Origin of the sequence: Kribbella amoyensis (assembly GCF_007828865.1) — a bacterium.
Taxonomy (GTDB): Bacteria; Actinomycetota; Actinomycetes; order Propionibacteriales; family Kribbellaceae; genus Kribbella; species Kribbella amoyensis.
The window spans coordinates 5,428,571-5,444,843 of record NZ_VIVK01000001.1 but is presented as its reverse complement, the minus strand read 5'-3'; the positions used below and the strand labels follow the sequence as shown (position 1 = coordinate 5,444,843).

General features: G+C 70.7%; 15 protein-coding genes. 8 read left to right on the top strand and 7 right to left on the bottom strand.

The features are described 5' to 3' along the window. Window position 1: 1 nt before the first annotated feature. The 3 genes from FB561_RS25475 to FB561_RS25465 all read right to left on the bottom strand — a co-directional run bounded on the left by FB561_RS25475 (window position 2) and on the right by FB561_RS25465 (window position 3,307). Window positions 2-754 carry an SDR family oxidoreductase gene (locus FB561_RS25475; RefSeq protein ID WP_145810996.1) on the bottom strand — a complete coding sequence of 251 codons (753 nt, stop codon included), beginning with the start codon at window positions 752-754 and terminating at the stop codon, window positions 2-4. Window positions 755-775: 21 nt separating this feature from the next. Then, a complete protein-coding gene (locus FB561_RS25470) occupies window positions 776-1,516 on the bottom strand; it encodes a GNAT family N-acetyltransferase (RefSeq protein ID WP_238335051.1) in 741 nt (246 codons plus the stop codon). A 291-nt stretch (window positions 1,517-1,807) separates the two neighbouring features. Continuing rightward, the gene (locus tag FB561_RS25465) at window positions 1,808-3,307 is read right to left on the bottom strand and encodes an SDR family oxidoreductase (RefSeq protein ID WP_238335050.1); all 1,500 of its coding nucleotides are present in this window, start codon (window positions 3,305-3,307) and stop codon (window positions 1,808-1,810) included. Window positions 3,308-3,459: 152 nt separating this feature from the next. On the opposite strand from FB561_RS25465, the gene FB561_RS25460 reads away from it, so the two are divergent. The 7 genes from FB561_RS25460 to FB561_RS25430 all read left to right on the top strand — a co-directional run bounded on the left by FB561_RS25460 (window position 3,460) and on the right by FB561_RS25430 (window position 9,799). Beyond that, window positions 3,460-4,878 carry a hypothetical protein gene (locus tag FB561_RS25460; RefSeq protein ID WP_145810990.1) on the top strand — a complete coding sequence of 473 codons (1,419 nt, stop codon included), beginning with the start codon at window positions 3,460-3,462 and terminating at the stop codon, window positions 4,876-4,878. Then, window positions 4,875-5,306 (top strand): FixH family protein, encoded by a 432-nt coding sequence (locus tag FB561_RS25455; RefSeq protein ID WP_145810988.1) that lies wholly within the window; start codon window positions 4,875-4,877, stop codon window positions 5,304-5,306. Before FB561_RS25460 ends, FB561_RS25455 begins: the two co-directional genes overlap by 4 nt. Further along, the gene (locus tag FB561_RS25450) at window positions 5,303-6,433 is read left to right on the top strand and encodes a hypothetical protein (protein WP_145810986.1); all 1,131 of its coding nucleotides are present in this window, start codon (window positions 5,303-5,305) and stop codon (window positions 6,431-6,433) included. The genes FB561_RS25455 and FB561_RS25450 overlap by 4 nt, the downstream gene beginning before the upstream one ends. A gap of 3 nt (window positions 6,434-6,436) precedes the next feature. After that, window positions 6,437-7,009, top strand: a complete 573-nt coding sequence (locus FB561_RS25445) for a hypothetical protein (RefSeq protein WP_170284759.1) — start codon at window positions 6,437-6,439, stop codon at window positions 7,007-7,009. Further along, entirely contained in the window at window positions 6,958-8,244 is a 1,287-nt protein-coding gene (locus FB561_RS25440) for a histidine kinase (protein WP_170284758.1), read from the top strand. The genes FB561_RS25445 and FB561_RS25440 overlap by 52 nt, the downstream gene beginning before the upstream one ends. After that, complete coding sequence (locus FB561_RS25435; protein WP_170284757.1) at window positions 8,241-8,927, top strand: response regulator; 687 nt, start codon at window positions 8,241-8,243, stop codon at window positions 8,925-8,927. The genes FB561_RS25440 and FB561_RS25435 overlap by 4 nt, the downstream gene beginning before the upstream one ends. Window positions 8,928-9,010: 83 nt before the next feature. Continuing rightward, window positions 9,011-9,799, top strand: coding sequence for an ArsR/SmtB family transcription factor (locus FB561_RS25430; RefSeq protein ID WP_145810983.1), 789 nt, complete (start codon window positions 9,011-9,013; stop codon window positions 9,797-9,799). A gap of 48 nt (window positions 9,800-9,847) precedes the next feature. On the opposite strand, the gene FB561_RS25425 is transcribed toward FB561_RS25430, so the two are convergent. From FB561_RS25425 to FB561_RS25415, 3 genes are all read right to left on the bottom strand, one after another. Then, window positions 9,848-11,968 (bottom strand): RecQ family ATP-dependent DNA helicase, encoded by a 2,121-nt coding sequence (locus FB561_RS25425; protein WP_145810981.1) that lies wholly within the window; start codon window positions 11,966-11,968, stop codon window positions 9,848-9,850. Window positions 11,969-12,090: 122 nt separating this feature from the next. Further along, on the bottom strand, window positions 12,091-12,576 hold the full coding sequence (soxR, locus tag FB561_RS25420; RefSeq protein ID WP_145810979.1) for a redox-sensitive transcriptional activator SoxR: 486 nt from the start codon (window positions 12,574-12,576) through the stop codon (window positions 12,091-12,093). Between the two features lie 51 nt (window positions 12,577-12,627). Beyond that, on the bottom strand, window positions 12,628-13,902 hold the full coding sequence (locus FB561_RS25415; RefSeq protein WP_238335049.1) for an MFS transporter: 1,275 nt from the start codon (window positions 13,900-13,902) through the stop codon (window positions 12,628-12,630). A 70-nt stretch (window positions 13,903-13,972) separates the two neighbouring features. Between FB561_RS25415 and FB561_RS25410 the strand changes: the two genes are divergently transcribed. After that, window positions 13,973-14,947, top strand: coding sequence for a GlxA family transcriptional regulator (locus FB561_RS25410; RefSeq protein WP_145810975.1), 975 nt, complete (start codon window positions 13,973-13,975; stop codon window positions 14,945-14,947). A gap of 168 nt (window positions 14,948-15,115) precedes the next feature. On the opposite strand, the gene FB561_RS25405 is transcribed toward FB561_RS25410, so the two are convergent. Beyond that, window positions 15,116-16,243, bottom strand: coding sequence for a M24 family metallopeptidase (locus tag FB561_RS25405; protein ID WP_145810973.1), 1,128 nt, complete (start codon window positions 16,241-16,243; stop codon window positions 15,116-15,118). Window positions 16,244-16,273: the final 30 nt, after the last annotated feature.

Here is a 16,273-nt window from a genome sequence, read left to right as displayed (position 1 = left end):
GTCAGCGACCGCCGGAGACGTCGACCATGGTGCCGGTCATGTAGGAGGACCGGTCGGAGGCGAGGAAGGCGATGAGGGCCGCCACCTCCTCGACCTTGCCGGTGCGGCCCAGCGGCGGGGTCGTGCCGATGCGGTCCAGCCGGCCTTCCTCGTGGATGTCGGTCTCGATCAGGCCGGGGCGGATGCCGAGGACGCGGATCCCTTCCTTGGCGACCTCGTGCGCGAGGCCGACGGTCAAGGTGTCCACGGCCGCCTTGCTCGCCGCGTAGTCGACGTACTCGTTGGCCGAACCCAGGACCGCGCCGCGCGACGACACGCTGACGATGACACCGCCCGCGCCACCACGGGCCGTGGACATCCGGCGGACCGCGGCGCCGGCGACCAGGAACGCTCCGATCGCGTTGATCCGGAAGACCCGCTCGAGCCGCTCGACGTCGTACTCCTCGACGCGTGCCGTCGGCGCGACCACGCCCGCGTTGTTGATCACGGCCCCGATCGGACCGAGCTCGGCCGTGATCGCGTCGAACAACCGCTCGATATCGGCCGACTCGGCCACGTCGGCCTGGACGGCGTACGCCCGGCGGCCGAGCTGCTCGCAGGCGGCGACCACGCGGTCGGCCTCGTCCTTGCGAGTGCGGTAGCTGATCCCGACGTCCCACCCGTCCTCGGCCAGCGCGATCGCGGCCCCGGCACCGATCCCCCGGCTGCCACCGGTCACCAGCGCGACGCGGGGTACGGATTCCTTCTCACTCATGACGGCAGCCTTTCACGGCGGTCACGGCGCGGGCTTGGTGAGCTGGATCTGGACCTCCGAATCGGTGAACCCGAGCGAGCGGTACAGCTTGATCGCGAGGTACCCGGGGTCGGCGACCATCACCACCGTGTGCGCTCGCAGCTCGGTCAGCCCGTACGTCGAGGCTCGGTGGACCAGCGTGCTCGCGATCCCCTGTGCTCGATCGTCGGGATGCGTCTGCACGTTCTGGAACCGGGCGACCCCGGATCCGTCGGTCACGAGTCCGAGCGAGGCTTGCAACCGCGGCCCGTCGAACGCCCCGAACCAGCGAGCATGCCCGTCGTCCACCAGGCGTTTGTCGGCGAGAACCTTGCGCCGGTTGAACTCCTCGTACCCGTCGACCTCCATCGGCGAGGCGGCGAGCGTCAGGCCGACCAGCTGTTCCCAGTCGTCGTCGGTGCTCAGGAAGCGGTACTCCGAGGTCGTGTTCGGCCGCTTCGGCGGGACGACGGTGGTTGCGGTCATGACGGCGTTCCGCTCGACCTCGAACCCGGCCGACGTGAGCTCGTCCTCGGCCCCGACGATCCCGTCGGTGGTGTCCAGCCCGAACGCGACGTGCTTGGCGTCGGGGAACTCGCGGTGGAAAGTCTCGAGACGGCGGCGCAGGTCGCCTTGCGCGAACGGAGTACGGAACAGCAGGTAGTTACCCCACCAGAAAGTCGGATTGGCCGGGGTACGGACGACGAGATGGTCGTCGTGCTCCACGACAGAGCTACCACTCAACCGCAACAGAAGAACATCAGTCCGAAACCCAAGACTCCCGCTAGCCACCCCTCCATGGTGACCACCAGGTCAAGACCATTTCAGAGGAACCTCGCGCCATCAGAGGGCGGCGGCCGCTCGGCGTTCGTGCTGACGCGGACCGGCAGCACTCACCAACCGCCCAACCACCCCACCGCCCGACGCCGTCCACGCCTGACTCACCGGGCAAACCACCCGAGCCCGCGAGTTGGCAAGTGCTGCAGGTCCGCCACCCGACCAACCCCACCACCTCCCGTCCGCTGCGCGCGACCTCTACTGGCGGGAGGGTTTCCAGCGGGGGTCGTCGGTGGTGGATTCGGCTTTGGTGGCTATGTTGCGCTGCATGCCGCCGAAGACGATGCCGTGGAAGGGTTTGACGGCCCACCAGTAGAGGTGGCCGGGGAGGCCGTGGGGGTGGAAGAGGGCTCGTTGGCGGAAGACGGTGCTGCCTTCGGCGTCCTGGTCGATCACGAGTTCGAGCCAGGCCAGGCCGGGGAGGCGCATTTCGGCGCGCAGGCGGAGGAGGCGGAGGTCCTCGATCTCCTCGACGCGCCACCAGTCGAGCGGGTCGCCGACGGACAGGTCGTTCGGGTTGCGGCGGCCGCGGCGGAGTCCTGGGCCGCCGAAGACCCGGTCGAGGAGACCGCGGGCCCACCAGCCGAGCCGCCAGGAGTACCAGCCGTTGCGGCCGCCGATTCCTTCGATCACGGCCCACAAACGCTCGCGCGTGGCCGACACCGCACTCGACCGTTCGTCCACGTACAGCGAGCCACCGGACCAGTCGGGGTCGCTCGGCAACGGGTCGCTCGGGGCACCCGGTGTCGCGGCCGACGCCCAGCTCGTGGTCACGTCGAGGGCCTGGACCCGCTTCAACGCCAGCTCGACAGCGCGGTCGAAGCCGGTCAGCCCGGGCTCCGGATCGGGGACGTACTCGGCGATGTCGTGTTCCTTGCAGACGACCTCGTGGATGAGGCTGTCGACCAGGGGGCGCGCGATGCTGCTCGGGACCGGGGTGACCAGGCCGACCCAGTGGCTCGACAGGGACGGGGTCAGCAGCGGCACCGTGACGATGCGTCGGTGGGTGAGGTTCGCGACCGCGGCGTACCGCTGCATCATGTCCCGGTACGTGAGCACGTCCGGGCCGCCGATGTCGAAGCCGCGGCTGACCTCGGGCGGCATGGTGGCGCTGCCGACGAGGTAGTGCAGGACGTCGCGGACGGCGATCGGCTGGATCCGGGTACCGAGCCAGCGCGGTGTCACCATCACCGGTAGCCGGTCGGTCAGGTACCGCAGCATCTCGAACGACGCCGAGCCGGAGCCGAGGATCACCGCGGCCCGGAGGACCGTCGTCGGCACCCCGGACGCGAGCAGGATCTCGCCGACCTCGCGCCGGGAATCCAGGTGCGGGGACAACTCCTCCTGCTGCGGGTACAACCCGCCGAGGTAGACGATCCGCCCGACCCCGGCCTCCCGCGCCGCGGTCCCGAACGTGAGCGCCGTATGCCGATCCCGCGACTCGAACCGTTTTCCGGTGCCGAGGGCATGGATCAGGTAGTACGCGACGTCGACACCCTCCATCGCGGCGTCGAGCTGGTGCCGGTCGGCGGCGTCGGCCTCGACCACCTCGACCTGGTCGTACCACTCGCGATCCCGCAACCGTCGCGGGTTCCGCGCCATCGCCCGGACGCGGTACCCAGCTTTGAGCAACTCGGGTACCAGCCGGCCGCCGATGTACCCCGTCACCCCCGTGACCAGCACAAGTTGTCCATCCACCCACCCACCGTGCCCTATCCGCCGCCGAACATTCGGCCCGTGCATCAGTTCGGCGACCTGAGCACCGACTGATTCACCTAGTTCCCCGGCACTAGCAGAGTCAGTGCGCTTGGCCTAAGTCGTGGGCGGCGGTGATCCCTAGCGTCGAGGGTGTGCTGATCCGGAGAGCGTTCCGAACCGCCCTGGCCCTTGTCGCGGCTCTCGTACTGGCGGGGGCGCCGGCTGGTCCCGCGCACGCGCACGGGGTCAGCGCGAGCGCGGATCTGTCGATTGCGCTCACCTTCGGCGGGAACGAGCTGACCGTCATCCTCCGGCGCACACCCGAGGTACCCGGGCCGCTGCAGGTCGACGTGGTCGCCCATACGCCGGTCAACCCGCTCACCGCCGAGCTCGCTGCTCGCGGTGTCGACCAGGGCGCGCTGTCGAAGACCGCGATCGCGTTGCGCGTACCGGGGATCACCACGGCTCGGCTGCACGTCGAGCAGGCCGGGCCGCATGAGCTGGAGCTTCGATCGGGACCAGAGCGCGCTGCCATACCCTTCCGGGTCCTCGTTCCCGAGCCGGCCGGCTGGGAGTACTTCACGTACGCCGCGTTCAGCCTGGCCGGGGTGTTCGTGCTCGGTGGACTCGGGTGCGCCGTCCTCGGTGCACGCCGTCCGCGGGTGCGGGCGTTCGCGGTACCCCAGGCCGTACTCGTCCTCGTGGCGCTCGTGGCCGCGTCGACGACCGCGGTGCTCTCCAAGGATCTGCCGCCCGCCTCCCCCACGGGTGCGCCGGAGACCACGCGGCAACTGGTCGACCCCGCCGACGGGTCAGCACCGGCTGGCCGGCCGTACGCCAACCTCACCCTGCGAACGACGCCGGCGCAGCCTCGAACCGGGCAGCCGTTCACCCTCTCGCTGCGCATCACCGACGGGAATACCGGCCGACCGGTCGACGACCTCGTCGCGCATCACGCGGCCCTGCTCCACACCGTGATCACCAGCCAGGACGGATCCGAATTCCGTCACGTCCACCCCGTCCGGACCGGACCCGGCGAACTCGAACTCCGCCTGACCGCGTCCACCCCCGGACGCCACCTCCTGTACGCCGAGTTCGAGCGCGCCGACAGCGGTGCCCAACTCGTCACCGGGTCCTTCGACGTCACCGGCCGGCCGCTCCCGAACCAGGCTGCAAGTACCGGAGGAGGTTCGGAGCCGAAGGCAAGCATCAAGGTCGTACCGGAGCACGTGGTCGCCGGCCGGCCCGCGTCGATCACCGTCCAGGTAGGCGTCGACGGCAGGCCGGTCCGGGATCTGCAGCCGTGGCTCGGGATGGCCGGGCACCTGGTCCTGCGGGACGAGCGCGGCACCGTCTTCGGGCACGTTCACGAGCTGGCGTCGATGGCGGCCCAGGCGAACGACCCGCAGCGCGCGATCCCGGACGAGTCGGTGGCGGCCGAAGGCCCGGAGTTGCGGTTCACCTTCAGCTTCCCGACGGCCGGGCGGTACCTGGCCTGGGTGCAGTTCGTACGGGACTACCGGATTCACACCGTGCCGTTCACCGTCACCGTCTCGAAGGGACAACCATGAGAACCACACTGCCTGTCCGCCGACGATCCGCGGCCCTGCTGGCCGTCGCCGCGCTGGCCGTTGCCGTCGGCCTCTTCGCCGTGATCCATCGCCTCGGAACCGACGAGCCGGCCGGGATCCGGGCCACCTCGGCGCAGTACCAGGTCGAACTCCAGCTCGGCGAGGACCGGACCGGGGTCATCGACGCCGACCTGCTCATCCACGACGCCGAGGGCGAACCGGTCGATCCGCAGACGGTCACGGTCGAGTCCGCGATGCCGAGCATGGGCCACGCCACCGCGGAGGTCACGGCGACCCGCGCCGACGCGGGCCGGTACCGGTTGCACGGCGAGCTGTTCCCGATGACGGGCGCGTGGGAGCTCACCATCCGCATCACTGGCACCGCCGGACCCGATGAGATCACCCTGCCCGTCACGGTCACCCGATGACGCCCAACTCGAAAGGGATCCCCGACATGTTGCGCGAACTCCCCAGGCGCGAGCAGCTCGGTCCATGGCTCCTGCTGCTCGGCACCACGCTCGGCGGTCTCGGCATGGTCTGGGACGTCCAATGGCATTCCGACGTCGGCCCCGACACCTTCTTCACCGCGCCGCACCTCCTCCTCTACCTCGGCATGGCCACGTCCGGGATCACCTCGCTCGTGATCGTCCTGCTGAATACCCGGGCCAGCCACACGTCCCAGTACGTCGACGGCTCGCCTGCGGTGACGGTCCTCGGCACGTTTCGAGCGCCGCTCCCCTATCTGCTCTGCGGATGCGCCGGGGCCGGTGGGTTGCTGTTCGGGCTCGCGGATCTGTGGTGGCACGAGGTGTACGGGTTCGACGTCACGCCGACCTCGCCGCCGCACGTCGCGATGTCGTTGATGTCGCTGTTCGACACCGCCGGGCTGTTGCTCGCGTTCATCCTGCTCCGCTCGACCCGGGCCGGACGACTCGGCCTCACGATCGCGATCGGCGCGTGCGTGCCGAACCTGGTCTTCCTGCTGTACTCCACCCCGCCGATCCCCGGCATCGCCACCGTCGTTCTCGCGATCTCCGCTGCCGGCGTCCTGCTGCTGTCCGTCTTCGCGGGCGCCCTCCGCCGACCGGCCCTGGTCGCCTCGGTCGCGCCCGGGTTGATCCTGATCCACGCCGCGCTGTGGTTCTTCGCACCCGCCGCGACCCGGATCTACGCCGACTCCCTCGGACTCGGACTGCGCGACTACGCCCTCGGCGTACCGGCGATGCCGATCACGCTCCCGTTCGCGCTACCGCTCGCCGCTCTCTTGTACGCCGGGGGTCTGCGGCTCGGGCGCGCTCGCGGGTGGTCGCCGAAGGTGGTGATCCCGGTCCTCGGCGCGCTCGGTACGACGCTGGTCGTGGCCGGCTATCTGTCCGTCCCGCTGGGCACCACGCCGTTGACGCTGTTGCCCGCAGCACCGATCGGCGCCGTGGCCGGGTGGATCGGCTGGCAGCTCGGCTCACTCGGCCGGATCGCGGGCGCCGGCCTCACGACCGAACCGCCCATCGCTCAGCCCGGCCGGACGGCGTCCCGCCTGCTCACCTCGGAGGCCTGAACCATGCGAACTCGAACCATCCTCGCCGCCGCAGCCGCGTTCGTTGCCCTCGGCAGCTTCACCGCCGTCCCCGCGGCCGCCGCCCCAGCACCGGTACCGGTCGTGCACTCCGAGATCACCAAGGTCGGCCCGTACGAGGTGCGGACGTCGTTCAGCGAGTGGCCGTTGCGGGCTGATCGGTCCCTCGACTTCCTGTTCGCACCGGCCAACGGGATCCAGGGCATGAAGGGCCGGATCAGGCCGGTTTCACCAGCTGGCAAGGTGTTCCGGCCGCAGTCGCAGTCGAAGGCCGACGGGACGGATCTGGCCAGGCACCCACGCGCCTTGGACGACTGGGGCTTCGACGTGGTCGCGCTGCCGACGCCCGGGACGTGGCGGTTCGAGTTCACCCTGGACGGGCCGGACGGTCGCGGCACCGGGGTCCTCGAACTCCTCGTCGGCAGTCGGCCTGGACCACCCGCGGCACTAGCCTGGTCGCTCGGTCTGCTGCCGTTGGCCGCCGTCGTACCGATCGGGGGTTACCTGTGGTTCAGGACGAGGCAGGCCCGGCGCCGCGACGTCTGGACGTGGAGCTGACCGGCCGGCGCCGCCGTGGGGACTTGTGGGGGCTCGTCCCGGTCGACCAGGTGCACCACCTGGTCACGGCGGCGTTCCCGATGCTGGTCGGATGGACCCTGTTCCAGGAGAACGACCTGCGCGGCTGGATCGGAGTCCTGTCCGGGCTGGCCCAGACCGTCGCGCTGACCTGGGGCCGGCGGTTCCCGGTCGCGGTCCTGCTCGTTGTCATCGGCATCGACCTGGTGACCGAGCAGGTCGGCAGCCAGCTGATCGGCTTCGGTGTGATCATCGCCGGATACTACGTGGCCGCGTGGGGCAAGGCCTGGGAGCGCAGTACCGCGCTGGTGCTGGGCATCGCCTTCGCGATCTTCACCGGCATCCTGGCCGGCGGAAGCGCGGCCCTGCTCGGGGTGATCATCGGGCTCGGGTTCCTGGCGTTCTGGGTGAGCGGCCGGTTCGAGGCGGAGCAGCGTGGCCGGATCACCGAGCTCAGCGAGGAGACCGATCGGCTCGCCCAGGAACGCGCGGTCGCCGAGGAACAGGCTGCCGACCGCGAACGCGCCCTGCTGGCCCGCGAACTGCACGACATCCTGAACCACTCCCTCACCCGGATCGTGCTCACGGCCGAAGCGGGTGCGGAGACCGGGACCGAATCCGATGCCCGCCGGACGTTGCGCGGCGTCGCGGACACCGGCCGCGACTCGCTCGCCGAACTACGGCGTCTGCTCGGCGTACTCCGGACGAGTACGCCGGACGAGTTGCGGCCGCCGCCGAGTCTGGATCAGGTGGACGAGTTGGTGGCGCAGATCCCGCCGGGTGGTCCGGTCGTGACTGTCGAGCGACAAGGCGAGGTGCGGGCTGCGGACACGAGCATCGAGGTCGCGGCGTACCGGGTGGTGCAGGAGGCGCTGACGAACGTGGCGAAACACGCAGGCGCGGTCCGGACGACGGTGCGGCTGACGTACCTCGCGGACACGCTGGAGATCGTGGTCGGCAACGAGCTGCGGACGCGGAACCACGGGCGCTCCGCGGTCCGCGGCACCGGCCTGGTCGGGCTCCGCGAACGGGTCGAACTCCTCGGCGGCACCCTTCACGCCGGCGAGAACCCGATCGGCGAGACCTCGTTCGGCGAGAACGGGACTCATCCCAACGACGACGTGCGCCGCGTCGGTGAGCAGCAGGCGGCCGGGGTGTTCACGGTGTACGTGACGTTGCCGTTGCGGCAGCTGGCGGGAGCCGGTGGCGGCCGATGAGCGAGATCTTGGCGCCGGTCGACGGGCGGGCCGTGCGGGTGGTCGTCTGCGATGACGAGGCCTTGTTGCGCGAGGCGCTGAGTCGCCTGGTCGACGTCGCGACCGACCTCGATGTCGTCGGCGTAGCGGGGAACGGCGCCGAGGCAGTGGACGTGGTCGCGCGGCACTCGCCCGACGTCGTCCTGATGGACATCCGGATGCCGGTGCTCGACGGGATCGAGGCGACCCGGCGGATCGTCCGGGCGCACCCGCGCACGCGGGTGCTCATCCTCACCACGTACGACCTGGACAGCTACGTGTACGCCGCGTTGCAAGCCGGGGCGAGCGGGTTCCTGTTGAAGGACGCGCCGAGTGAACGCCTCCGGGACGGCATCCGCATCGTTGCCGCTGGCAACTCCGTGCTCGCGCCGGAGGCGACCACCCGGATGATCGAGGCGCTCCGCCCCGACCTCCCCGACGACACCGACCGGGTCGTGCTGGACGCGATCCGCCGGCTCACCGACCGTGAGCGCGAGGTCTTCGACCTGGTCGCCGCCGGACTGTCCAACCAGGAGATCGCCGACCGGCTCACCCTCAGCCGGTACACCGTCAAGGTGCACGTCTCCAACCTGCTCGCCAAACTCGGCCTCGCCGACCGCATCCAGGCCGTCCTCGCCCACTCCCGCCTCCGCAACCACCTGTAGCGGACCGCTGGATTGACAGGCAGCCGGAAGGCTGCCTATGGTGAACAGGCAGCCGAACGGCTGCCTATGAGGAGTGGGCGTTGATGGACGAGGTCTTCAGAGCGCTGGCGGATCCGAGCCGCCGGCGGCTGCTCGACTCGCTGAACGGGCGGAACGGGCAGACCCTGCGCGAGCTCTGCGGCGAGCTGGAGATGGCCCGGCAGTCGGTGAGCAAACACCTCGCCGTGCTCGAGGAAGCGAATCTCGTCACCACGGTCAAGCGCGGCCGGGAGAAGCTCCACTACCTCAACGCCGAGCCGATCAACGCGATCGCGGATCGCTGGATCACCCGGTACGACCGTCGGCGGGTGCAGCTGTTCGCCGATCTCAAGACAGCATTGGAGTCCGACGACATGAGTGACAACGACTTCGTCTACACGACCTACATCCGGACCACGCCGGAGCGGCTCTGGCGCGCGCTCACCGATCCGGAGTTCACCCAGCAGTACTGGGGTGTCACCCACGAGACCGACTGGCAGCCCGGCTCACCGATGGCGTGGCACATGGGCGAAGTGACGATGGTGGGCGAGGGCCAGGTCGTGCTCGAACACGACCCCTACCGGCGGCTCGCGTTCACGTGGCACCGCATCACACCGGAGTTCGCGAAGGCGGTGGAGCTCGGTGACGAGGACTTCGCCACCATGAGCGCCGAACCGCTGTCCCGGGCCACCTTCGACCTGGAGCCGGACGGCGACCAGGTCAAGCTCACCGTGGTGCACACCGGCTTCGAACCGGGCAGCAAGCTCCGCTCGATGATCGACGACGGCTGGACCCGGCTGCTGTCCGACCTCAAGTCGTTCGCCGAGACCAACCCTGAGCTGCAGGCCGTCTAGCCCTGGCACGAACTCGCCGGCCGTCGCGGCGCACTGCCCGAGGCGGCGTCACGGCCGGCGGTGCACCAGCAGGGGTAGCACCGCGGCGGCCCCGGCTTCGCGGAGTTTGGCGGCGGCGACCGTGATCGGCCACTGCGAGGACGACGCGTCCACGACCAACAGGACAGAGCGTTCCGCGATGGCCTGGCCGGTCAGGTCGTCCACCGTGATGCCGTCACGCCACACCTTCGCCTCCTCGGCCGAGGAGAGGTCGTCGCTGAAGCCCCGCGGATCCACGGTCAGCGCGGCGCGCTCCAGCCGGCCGACCTCGGCCAGGTGGTCCGCGATCTCCGTGGTCAGCCGTTGGTGCCCGGCCGCGGCCAACGTGATCACCACGTCGGGCCGCCGGGACCAGGCATCCCGCCAGCGCGACAAGGCGGCCACACAGCCGGCCTTCAACGCTTCGAGCGCGTCCGGGTCAGGCGTATCCACCCCGAACGTGGCCCGCAGGACCTCCCGCCACTCGGGCGCGTCGGCGTAGACGATGGCTCGTCCCTGGTCCGCCATCAGGGCCGGTGGGATCCGGCCCTTCGCCCCGAACGCACCGCCGGGCCACATCTTCCGCGGTTCCAGGAGGTGCGTCTCGCCGCGCAGCAACCGGGTGATCGCCTGCACGGTCTCCGCCGAGGGTCGCGCGGTCAGCGGCTCCGGCAACAGGCCGAGGCAGACCGAACACCGGCCACACGGCTCGGCCGACGGATCGTCCAGCGACTCCTGCAGCAGTTGCATCAGGCAACGTTCACCGCGGGTGTAGGCGCGCATGATGTCGGCCTCCCGACGGCGCACCGCCACGATCCCGTCGTAGTGCGCCGCGTCGAACGACCACTCGGCCCCGGTCCGCAGCCAGCCCCGCTCGACCCGCTCCACCGCGCCGTCGACCGCGAGCTGCTTCAGCATCAGCTCGACCCGGCCCCGTCGCAACCCGGTCTCCGCCTCCAGCGCGGGCACGGTCGCCGGCTGGTCCGGACCGTACGACTCGAGTCCGCGGAGCAACCGGTTGACCTGGTCGGGCACCGGGATCGTGGCCGTCGCGAAGTAGTCCCAGACGCCCGAGTCCGCGTCCGACGGCAGCAACGCGACCACCGCATGATCGATCCCGCGGCCCGCCCGACCGACCTGCTGGTAGTACGACACCGGCGAAGGGGGTGAGCCGACGTGGACGACGAAGCCCAGATCGGGTTTGTCGTACCCCATCCCCAACGCCGAGGTCGCGACCAGCGCCTTCAACTCGTTCCCGCGCAACGCGTCTTCGAGGCGCTCCCGCTCGGCCGCGTCCAGCCCACCCGTGTACGCAGCGACGGGGACCGCTGGTCCGTGCACCTCCTGGATCGCGGCGGCCAGGCGTTGCGCGTCCGACACGGTCAACGTGTAGACGATGCCCGACCCCGGCAACTTCGGCAGGTGGTCGACCACCCAGGCGAACCGGTCCAAAGGCGACAACGCGTCCACCACCGCCAGTTGCAGACTCGACCGTGCCAATGGGCCCCGCAGCACCAGGGTCGACTCCCCCAGTTGGTGGGCGACGTCCTCGGTGACGCGCGAGTTCGCCGTCGCGGTGGTGGCGAGCACCGGGGTCTGCGGGTTCAGCCGCTGCAGGACGTCGGACACGCGCCGGTAGTCCGGACGGAAGTCGTGCCCCCAGTCCGACACCGCGTGCGCCTCGTCGATCACCAGCAGGCCGATCTGCCCCGCGAGCCCGTCCAGCACGCGCCGGCCGAAGCCCGGGTTCGCCAGCCGCTCCGGCGAGACCAGCAGCACGTCGATCGCGCCGGACCGCAGGTCGCCCTCGATCGAGGACCACTCGTCCACGTTCGACGAGTTCAGCGTGGCCGCGCGCAGACCGGCCCGGGCCGCGGCAGCCACCTGGTCCCGCATCAGCGAGAGCAGGGGTGAGACCACCAGCGTCGGACCCGCGCCCTCCGACCGGCGGATCGCGGTCGCCGCCCAGTACACCGCGGACTTGCCCCAGCCGGTCGCCTGGACCACGAGGACCCGCGCCTGCGGCTCGCACAACGCCGCGACCGCGGTCTCCTGGTCGTCCCGCAACCGCGCGGCGTCGCCCGCGATCGCGCGGATCACGGTCGCCGCGGTCTCGGCCCGCTCGGCGCCCAGCGTCAACGAGTCAGCCACGCGAACCACCCCACGCGCCGACGAACGGACGGTTGGACCAACCCTGCGAAGAACCCATGACGACGACCCTAGACGCCCGCTCCCCCAATCCGCGGACGGCCGCCGCCGGCCTGTGGACAAACTCAGCTCGCGACGCAACTCCCGGGGTGACACGGCTGACCCGATTCGTCCATCAACCGTTGCGGACCAGGCCCCTTCGCGCCGAGCACGTCGTACGGGTTGGCCAGCGTGCAGCGGTCGAGCGAGAGGCAGCCGCAGCCGACACAGTCCTTGAAGTCGTCGCGCAGTTGCTCGAGTTGGAGGATCCGCCGGTCCAGCTCGGCCTGCCAGCACTCGGAGATGCGCTCCCAGTCCTGCCGGGTCGGCGTCCGGTTGCCGGGCAGGAGCTCGAGCACGGCGGCCACCTCGGCGAGCGGGATCCCGACCCGTTGCGCGATCCGGATCATCGCGACCCGGCGCAACGTGTCCCGCTTGTACCGGCGCTGGTTGCCCGTGGTGCGGCGGCTGACGATCAGGTTCTGCCGCTCGTAGAAGTGCAGGGCCGAGACGGCCACCCCGCTGCGCTCGGACAGTTGCCCGACCGTCATCTCACCCGGCTCGATGTCCATGGCGCCGCCTCCTTCTGCAACCTCAACAAAGGTCGAGGCTAGCCGGCCCGATCAGGCCGGCTGCGGGCGCCGTCCGATACTCGCCGACATCAGCGCGGCCGCCGCGCACAGGCCACCCGCGAGGTACCAGGCCAGGTCGTAGTTGCCGTGCGCGTCCCGGATCGCACCGGCGCCCGTGGCCGCGATCGCCGCCCCGATCTGGTGCGAGGCGAACACCCAGCCGAACACGATCGGCCCGTCCACCCCGAACCACTCCCGGCACAGCGCGACCGTCGGCGGCACGGTCGCCACCCAGTCGAGTCCGTAGAAGATGATGAACACCCAGATACTCGGCTGCGCGGTGGGCCCGAGCAACGACGGCAGCACCAGCAACGAGAGTCCGCGCAGCGCGTAGTACGCGATCAGCAGGTACCGCGGGTCCCAGCGGTCGGTCAGCCAGCCGGACACGATCGTGCCGCCGACGTCGAACACCCCGACCAGCGCGAGCAGCGAAGCGGCCGTGGTCGCGGGCATGCCGTGGTCGTGCGCGGCGGTCACGAAGTGCGTCCCGATCAACCCGTTCGTGGACGCACCGCAGATCGCGAACCCGCCGGCCAGCAACCAGAACGCCGGCCGGTGCATCGCCTTCCACAACGCGGTCACCGCCCGCAACGCGCTGCTGCCCGTCGTCTCCACCCGCTGCCCGGCCGTACTCCCCTCGGGCGCACCGTACGCACGCAGGCCCACGTCGCTCGGGTAGTCCCGCAGGAACAGCAGCACCAGCGGTACGACGGCCAGCGCGGCCGCGGCAGCCACCAGAGCCGGTACCCGCCAGCCGAAGTTCGTCGCCAGGGACGCGATCAGCGGGAGGAAGATCAGCTGACCCGTCGCCCCGGCCGCGGTGAGGATCCCGGTGACCAGGCCGCGGCGCCGGACGAACCAACGCCCGGTGATCGTCGCGACGAACGTCATCGACATGGACCCGGTCCCGACGCCGACCAGCAGGCCCCAGCACAGCAGCAACTGCCAGGCCGAGGTCATGAAGATCGTCAGCCCGGAGCCGAGCGCGATCAGGACCAGCGCCCCGCTGACCACCTTGCGCAGCCCGAGCCGGTCCATCAGAGCGGCCGCGAACGGCGAGATCAGGCCGTACAGCAGCAGGTTGATCGACACCGCGGCCGAGATGGTCGCGTGCGACCAGCCGAACTCCTCGTGCAGCGGGTCGAGCAGCACCCCGGGCACCGAGCGGAACCCGGCCGCCCCGATCAGGGTGACGAAACCGACCGCGGCGACCGGCCAGGCGCGGTGCAGCCGACGACGCGTCGGCTGGTCCAGGATCTGAGTCACCAGGAGAGTTTGCGGGAGCCGAACCCCGCGAACCAGTGGCCAGAATGACATCATGTGGCAAGATCTGGCCATGAGTTCCGCTCGATCCCCGCATCGCATCGCCGTCCTCGCCCTGGAACCGGTGGTCGGGTTCGACCTGACCATCGCGCCCACGGTGTTCAGCTGCGCGACGCTCGCCGACGGCACCCCGCTGTACGAGGTGCGGATGTGCGGGATCCGCGCCGAGCCGGTCCGCGCGAGTCTCGGGTACACGATCGTCCCGGACCACGGCGCCGAGATCCTGGCCGAGGCGGACACGGTGATCGTGCCCGGGACGTACATCCCGCAGCCGCGGCACGAGGGCACGCTGCCCGCCGACGTGGCCGAGGCGTTCGCCCTGATCCGGCCGGGCACGCGGATCGCGTCGATCTGTACCGGGGCGTTCGTACTCGCCGCGGCCGGGCTGCTCGACGGCCGACCCGCGACCACGCACTGGCGGCGGGCAGCGATGTTCCGCGACCTCTACCCGAACGTGAAGCTGGACGAGGACCTGTTGTTCGTCGACGACGGCGACGTGGTCACCTCGGCCGGGCTCGCGGCCGGGGTCGACCTGTGCCTGCACCTGATCCGCCGGGACTTCGGCAGCGAGGTCGCGAACCGTGCCGCGAAGCATTGCGTGGTGCCACCGTGGCGGGACGGCGGCCAGTCCCAATTCATCGAGCGGACGATCCCGGAGGAAGGTACGGACGGTACCGGCCCGACTCGCGCGTGGGCGCTGCAGCGGCTGGCCGAGGAGCTCAGCCTGCCGACGATGGCCGAGCACGCGCGGATGAGTGTGCGGACGTTCAGCCGCCGGTTCAAGGCCGAGACCGGACAATCGCCAGGTACGTGGCTTCAGCAGCAACGGATCCGGCACGCGCGTCAGTTGCTGGAGACCACCGATCTGTCCGTCGACCGCGTCGCCGAAGCCGCCGGCCTCGGGACCGCCGCGTCGCTGCGCCACCACCTCCGGACCGAGCTCGGTGTCGCCCCGCTCGCCTACCGGAAGACGTTCCGCGCGAGCTAGTGCCCCGTGTTGGAAGTTTCTTGAGTGATTGCGGTGGTCAGGTGCGTGCATCGCGGTGCCGGACGAGCGTCCTCGATGCGGTGCCATCGTGGATGATCGGCCGGTGCCGCGAGGTGCGTGCCTGGGCGCCGCAAGCGCCAAGCAACTTCCAACACGGGGCACTAGGACCTAGACGATCACCAGGTCGTGCGGCTGGTTGTTCAGCGACTCCACGCCGGTCTCGGTGACGACCACGATGTCCTCGATCCGGGCGCCCCACCGGCCCGGCTGGTAGATCCCGGGCTCCACGCTGAACGCCATCCCGGGCTCCAGCACGAGGTCGTTGCCGCCGACGATGTACGGCTCCTCGTGCACGTCCAGGCCGATCCCGTGCCCGGTCCGGTGGATGAAGAACTCACCGAACCCGGCCGCCGCGATGACCGACCGCGCCGCCTCGTCGATCGACTGCGCGGTCGCCCCGGGACGGACCGCGTCCACCGCGGCCCGCTGAGCCTCCTGCAGTACCCCGTACGTCGCGGCCACGTCGGCATCGCGTGGCGTACCGACCGCGTACGTCCGGGTCGAGTCCGAGTTGTACCCCGAGGGCAGCGGACCGCCGATGTCGACCACCACGACGTCGCCCGCCTCGATCACCCGGTCGGACACGTCGTGGTGCGGGCTGGCACCGTTGGGACCACTCGCGACGATGACGAAGTCGGCCTCGACGTGCCCCTCCGCCACGATCGCGGCGGCGATGTCGGCCCCGACCTCGGCCTCGGTCCGGCCGGCCCTCAGCAGGCCCGGAACGCGGGCGTGGACCCGGTCGATCGCGGCGCCCGCGGCCCGCAGTTCCGCGATCTCGCTCGCGTCCTTGCGCATCCGGAGCTCACGCACGATCGGCCCGGCGAGCACCTGCTCCGCCGCCGGCATCGCATCCCGGAGCGCGAGGACGTGCAGCGCCGGCGCGAAGTCGCTGACCGCCACGCGATCCGGCTTGCCCAGCCGATCGGCGACCAGGGCGTACGGGTTCTCGCCGTCGACCCAGGTCAGCACCTCAACCCCCAACGCGGTCACCGGCACGTCGGCGAATCCGGGCGCCTCCAGCTTCGGTACGACGAGCGCCAGGTCGCCGTCGGCGGGGATGACGAGCGAGGTGAGCCGCTCGAACGAGCCGCCCGCCTGGCCGAGCAGGTAGCGCAGATCCGACCCCGGCGCGATCACCAGACCGGTCCCGGCGGCAGCCGCCCGGGCTCGGTCCAGGCGGGCACGGAGTACAGCGCCGTCGGGGGCAGGAAGGTGCAGGGAGCGTCGCGACATGGCGACAAGCCTAGGCCTCCCACGATTGGC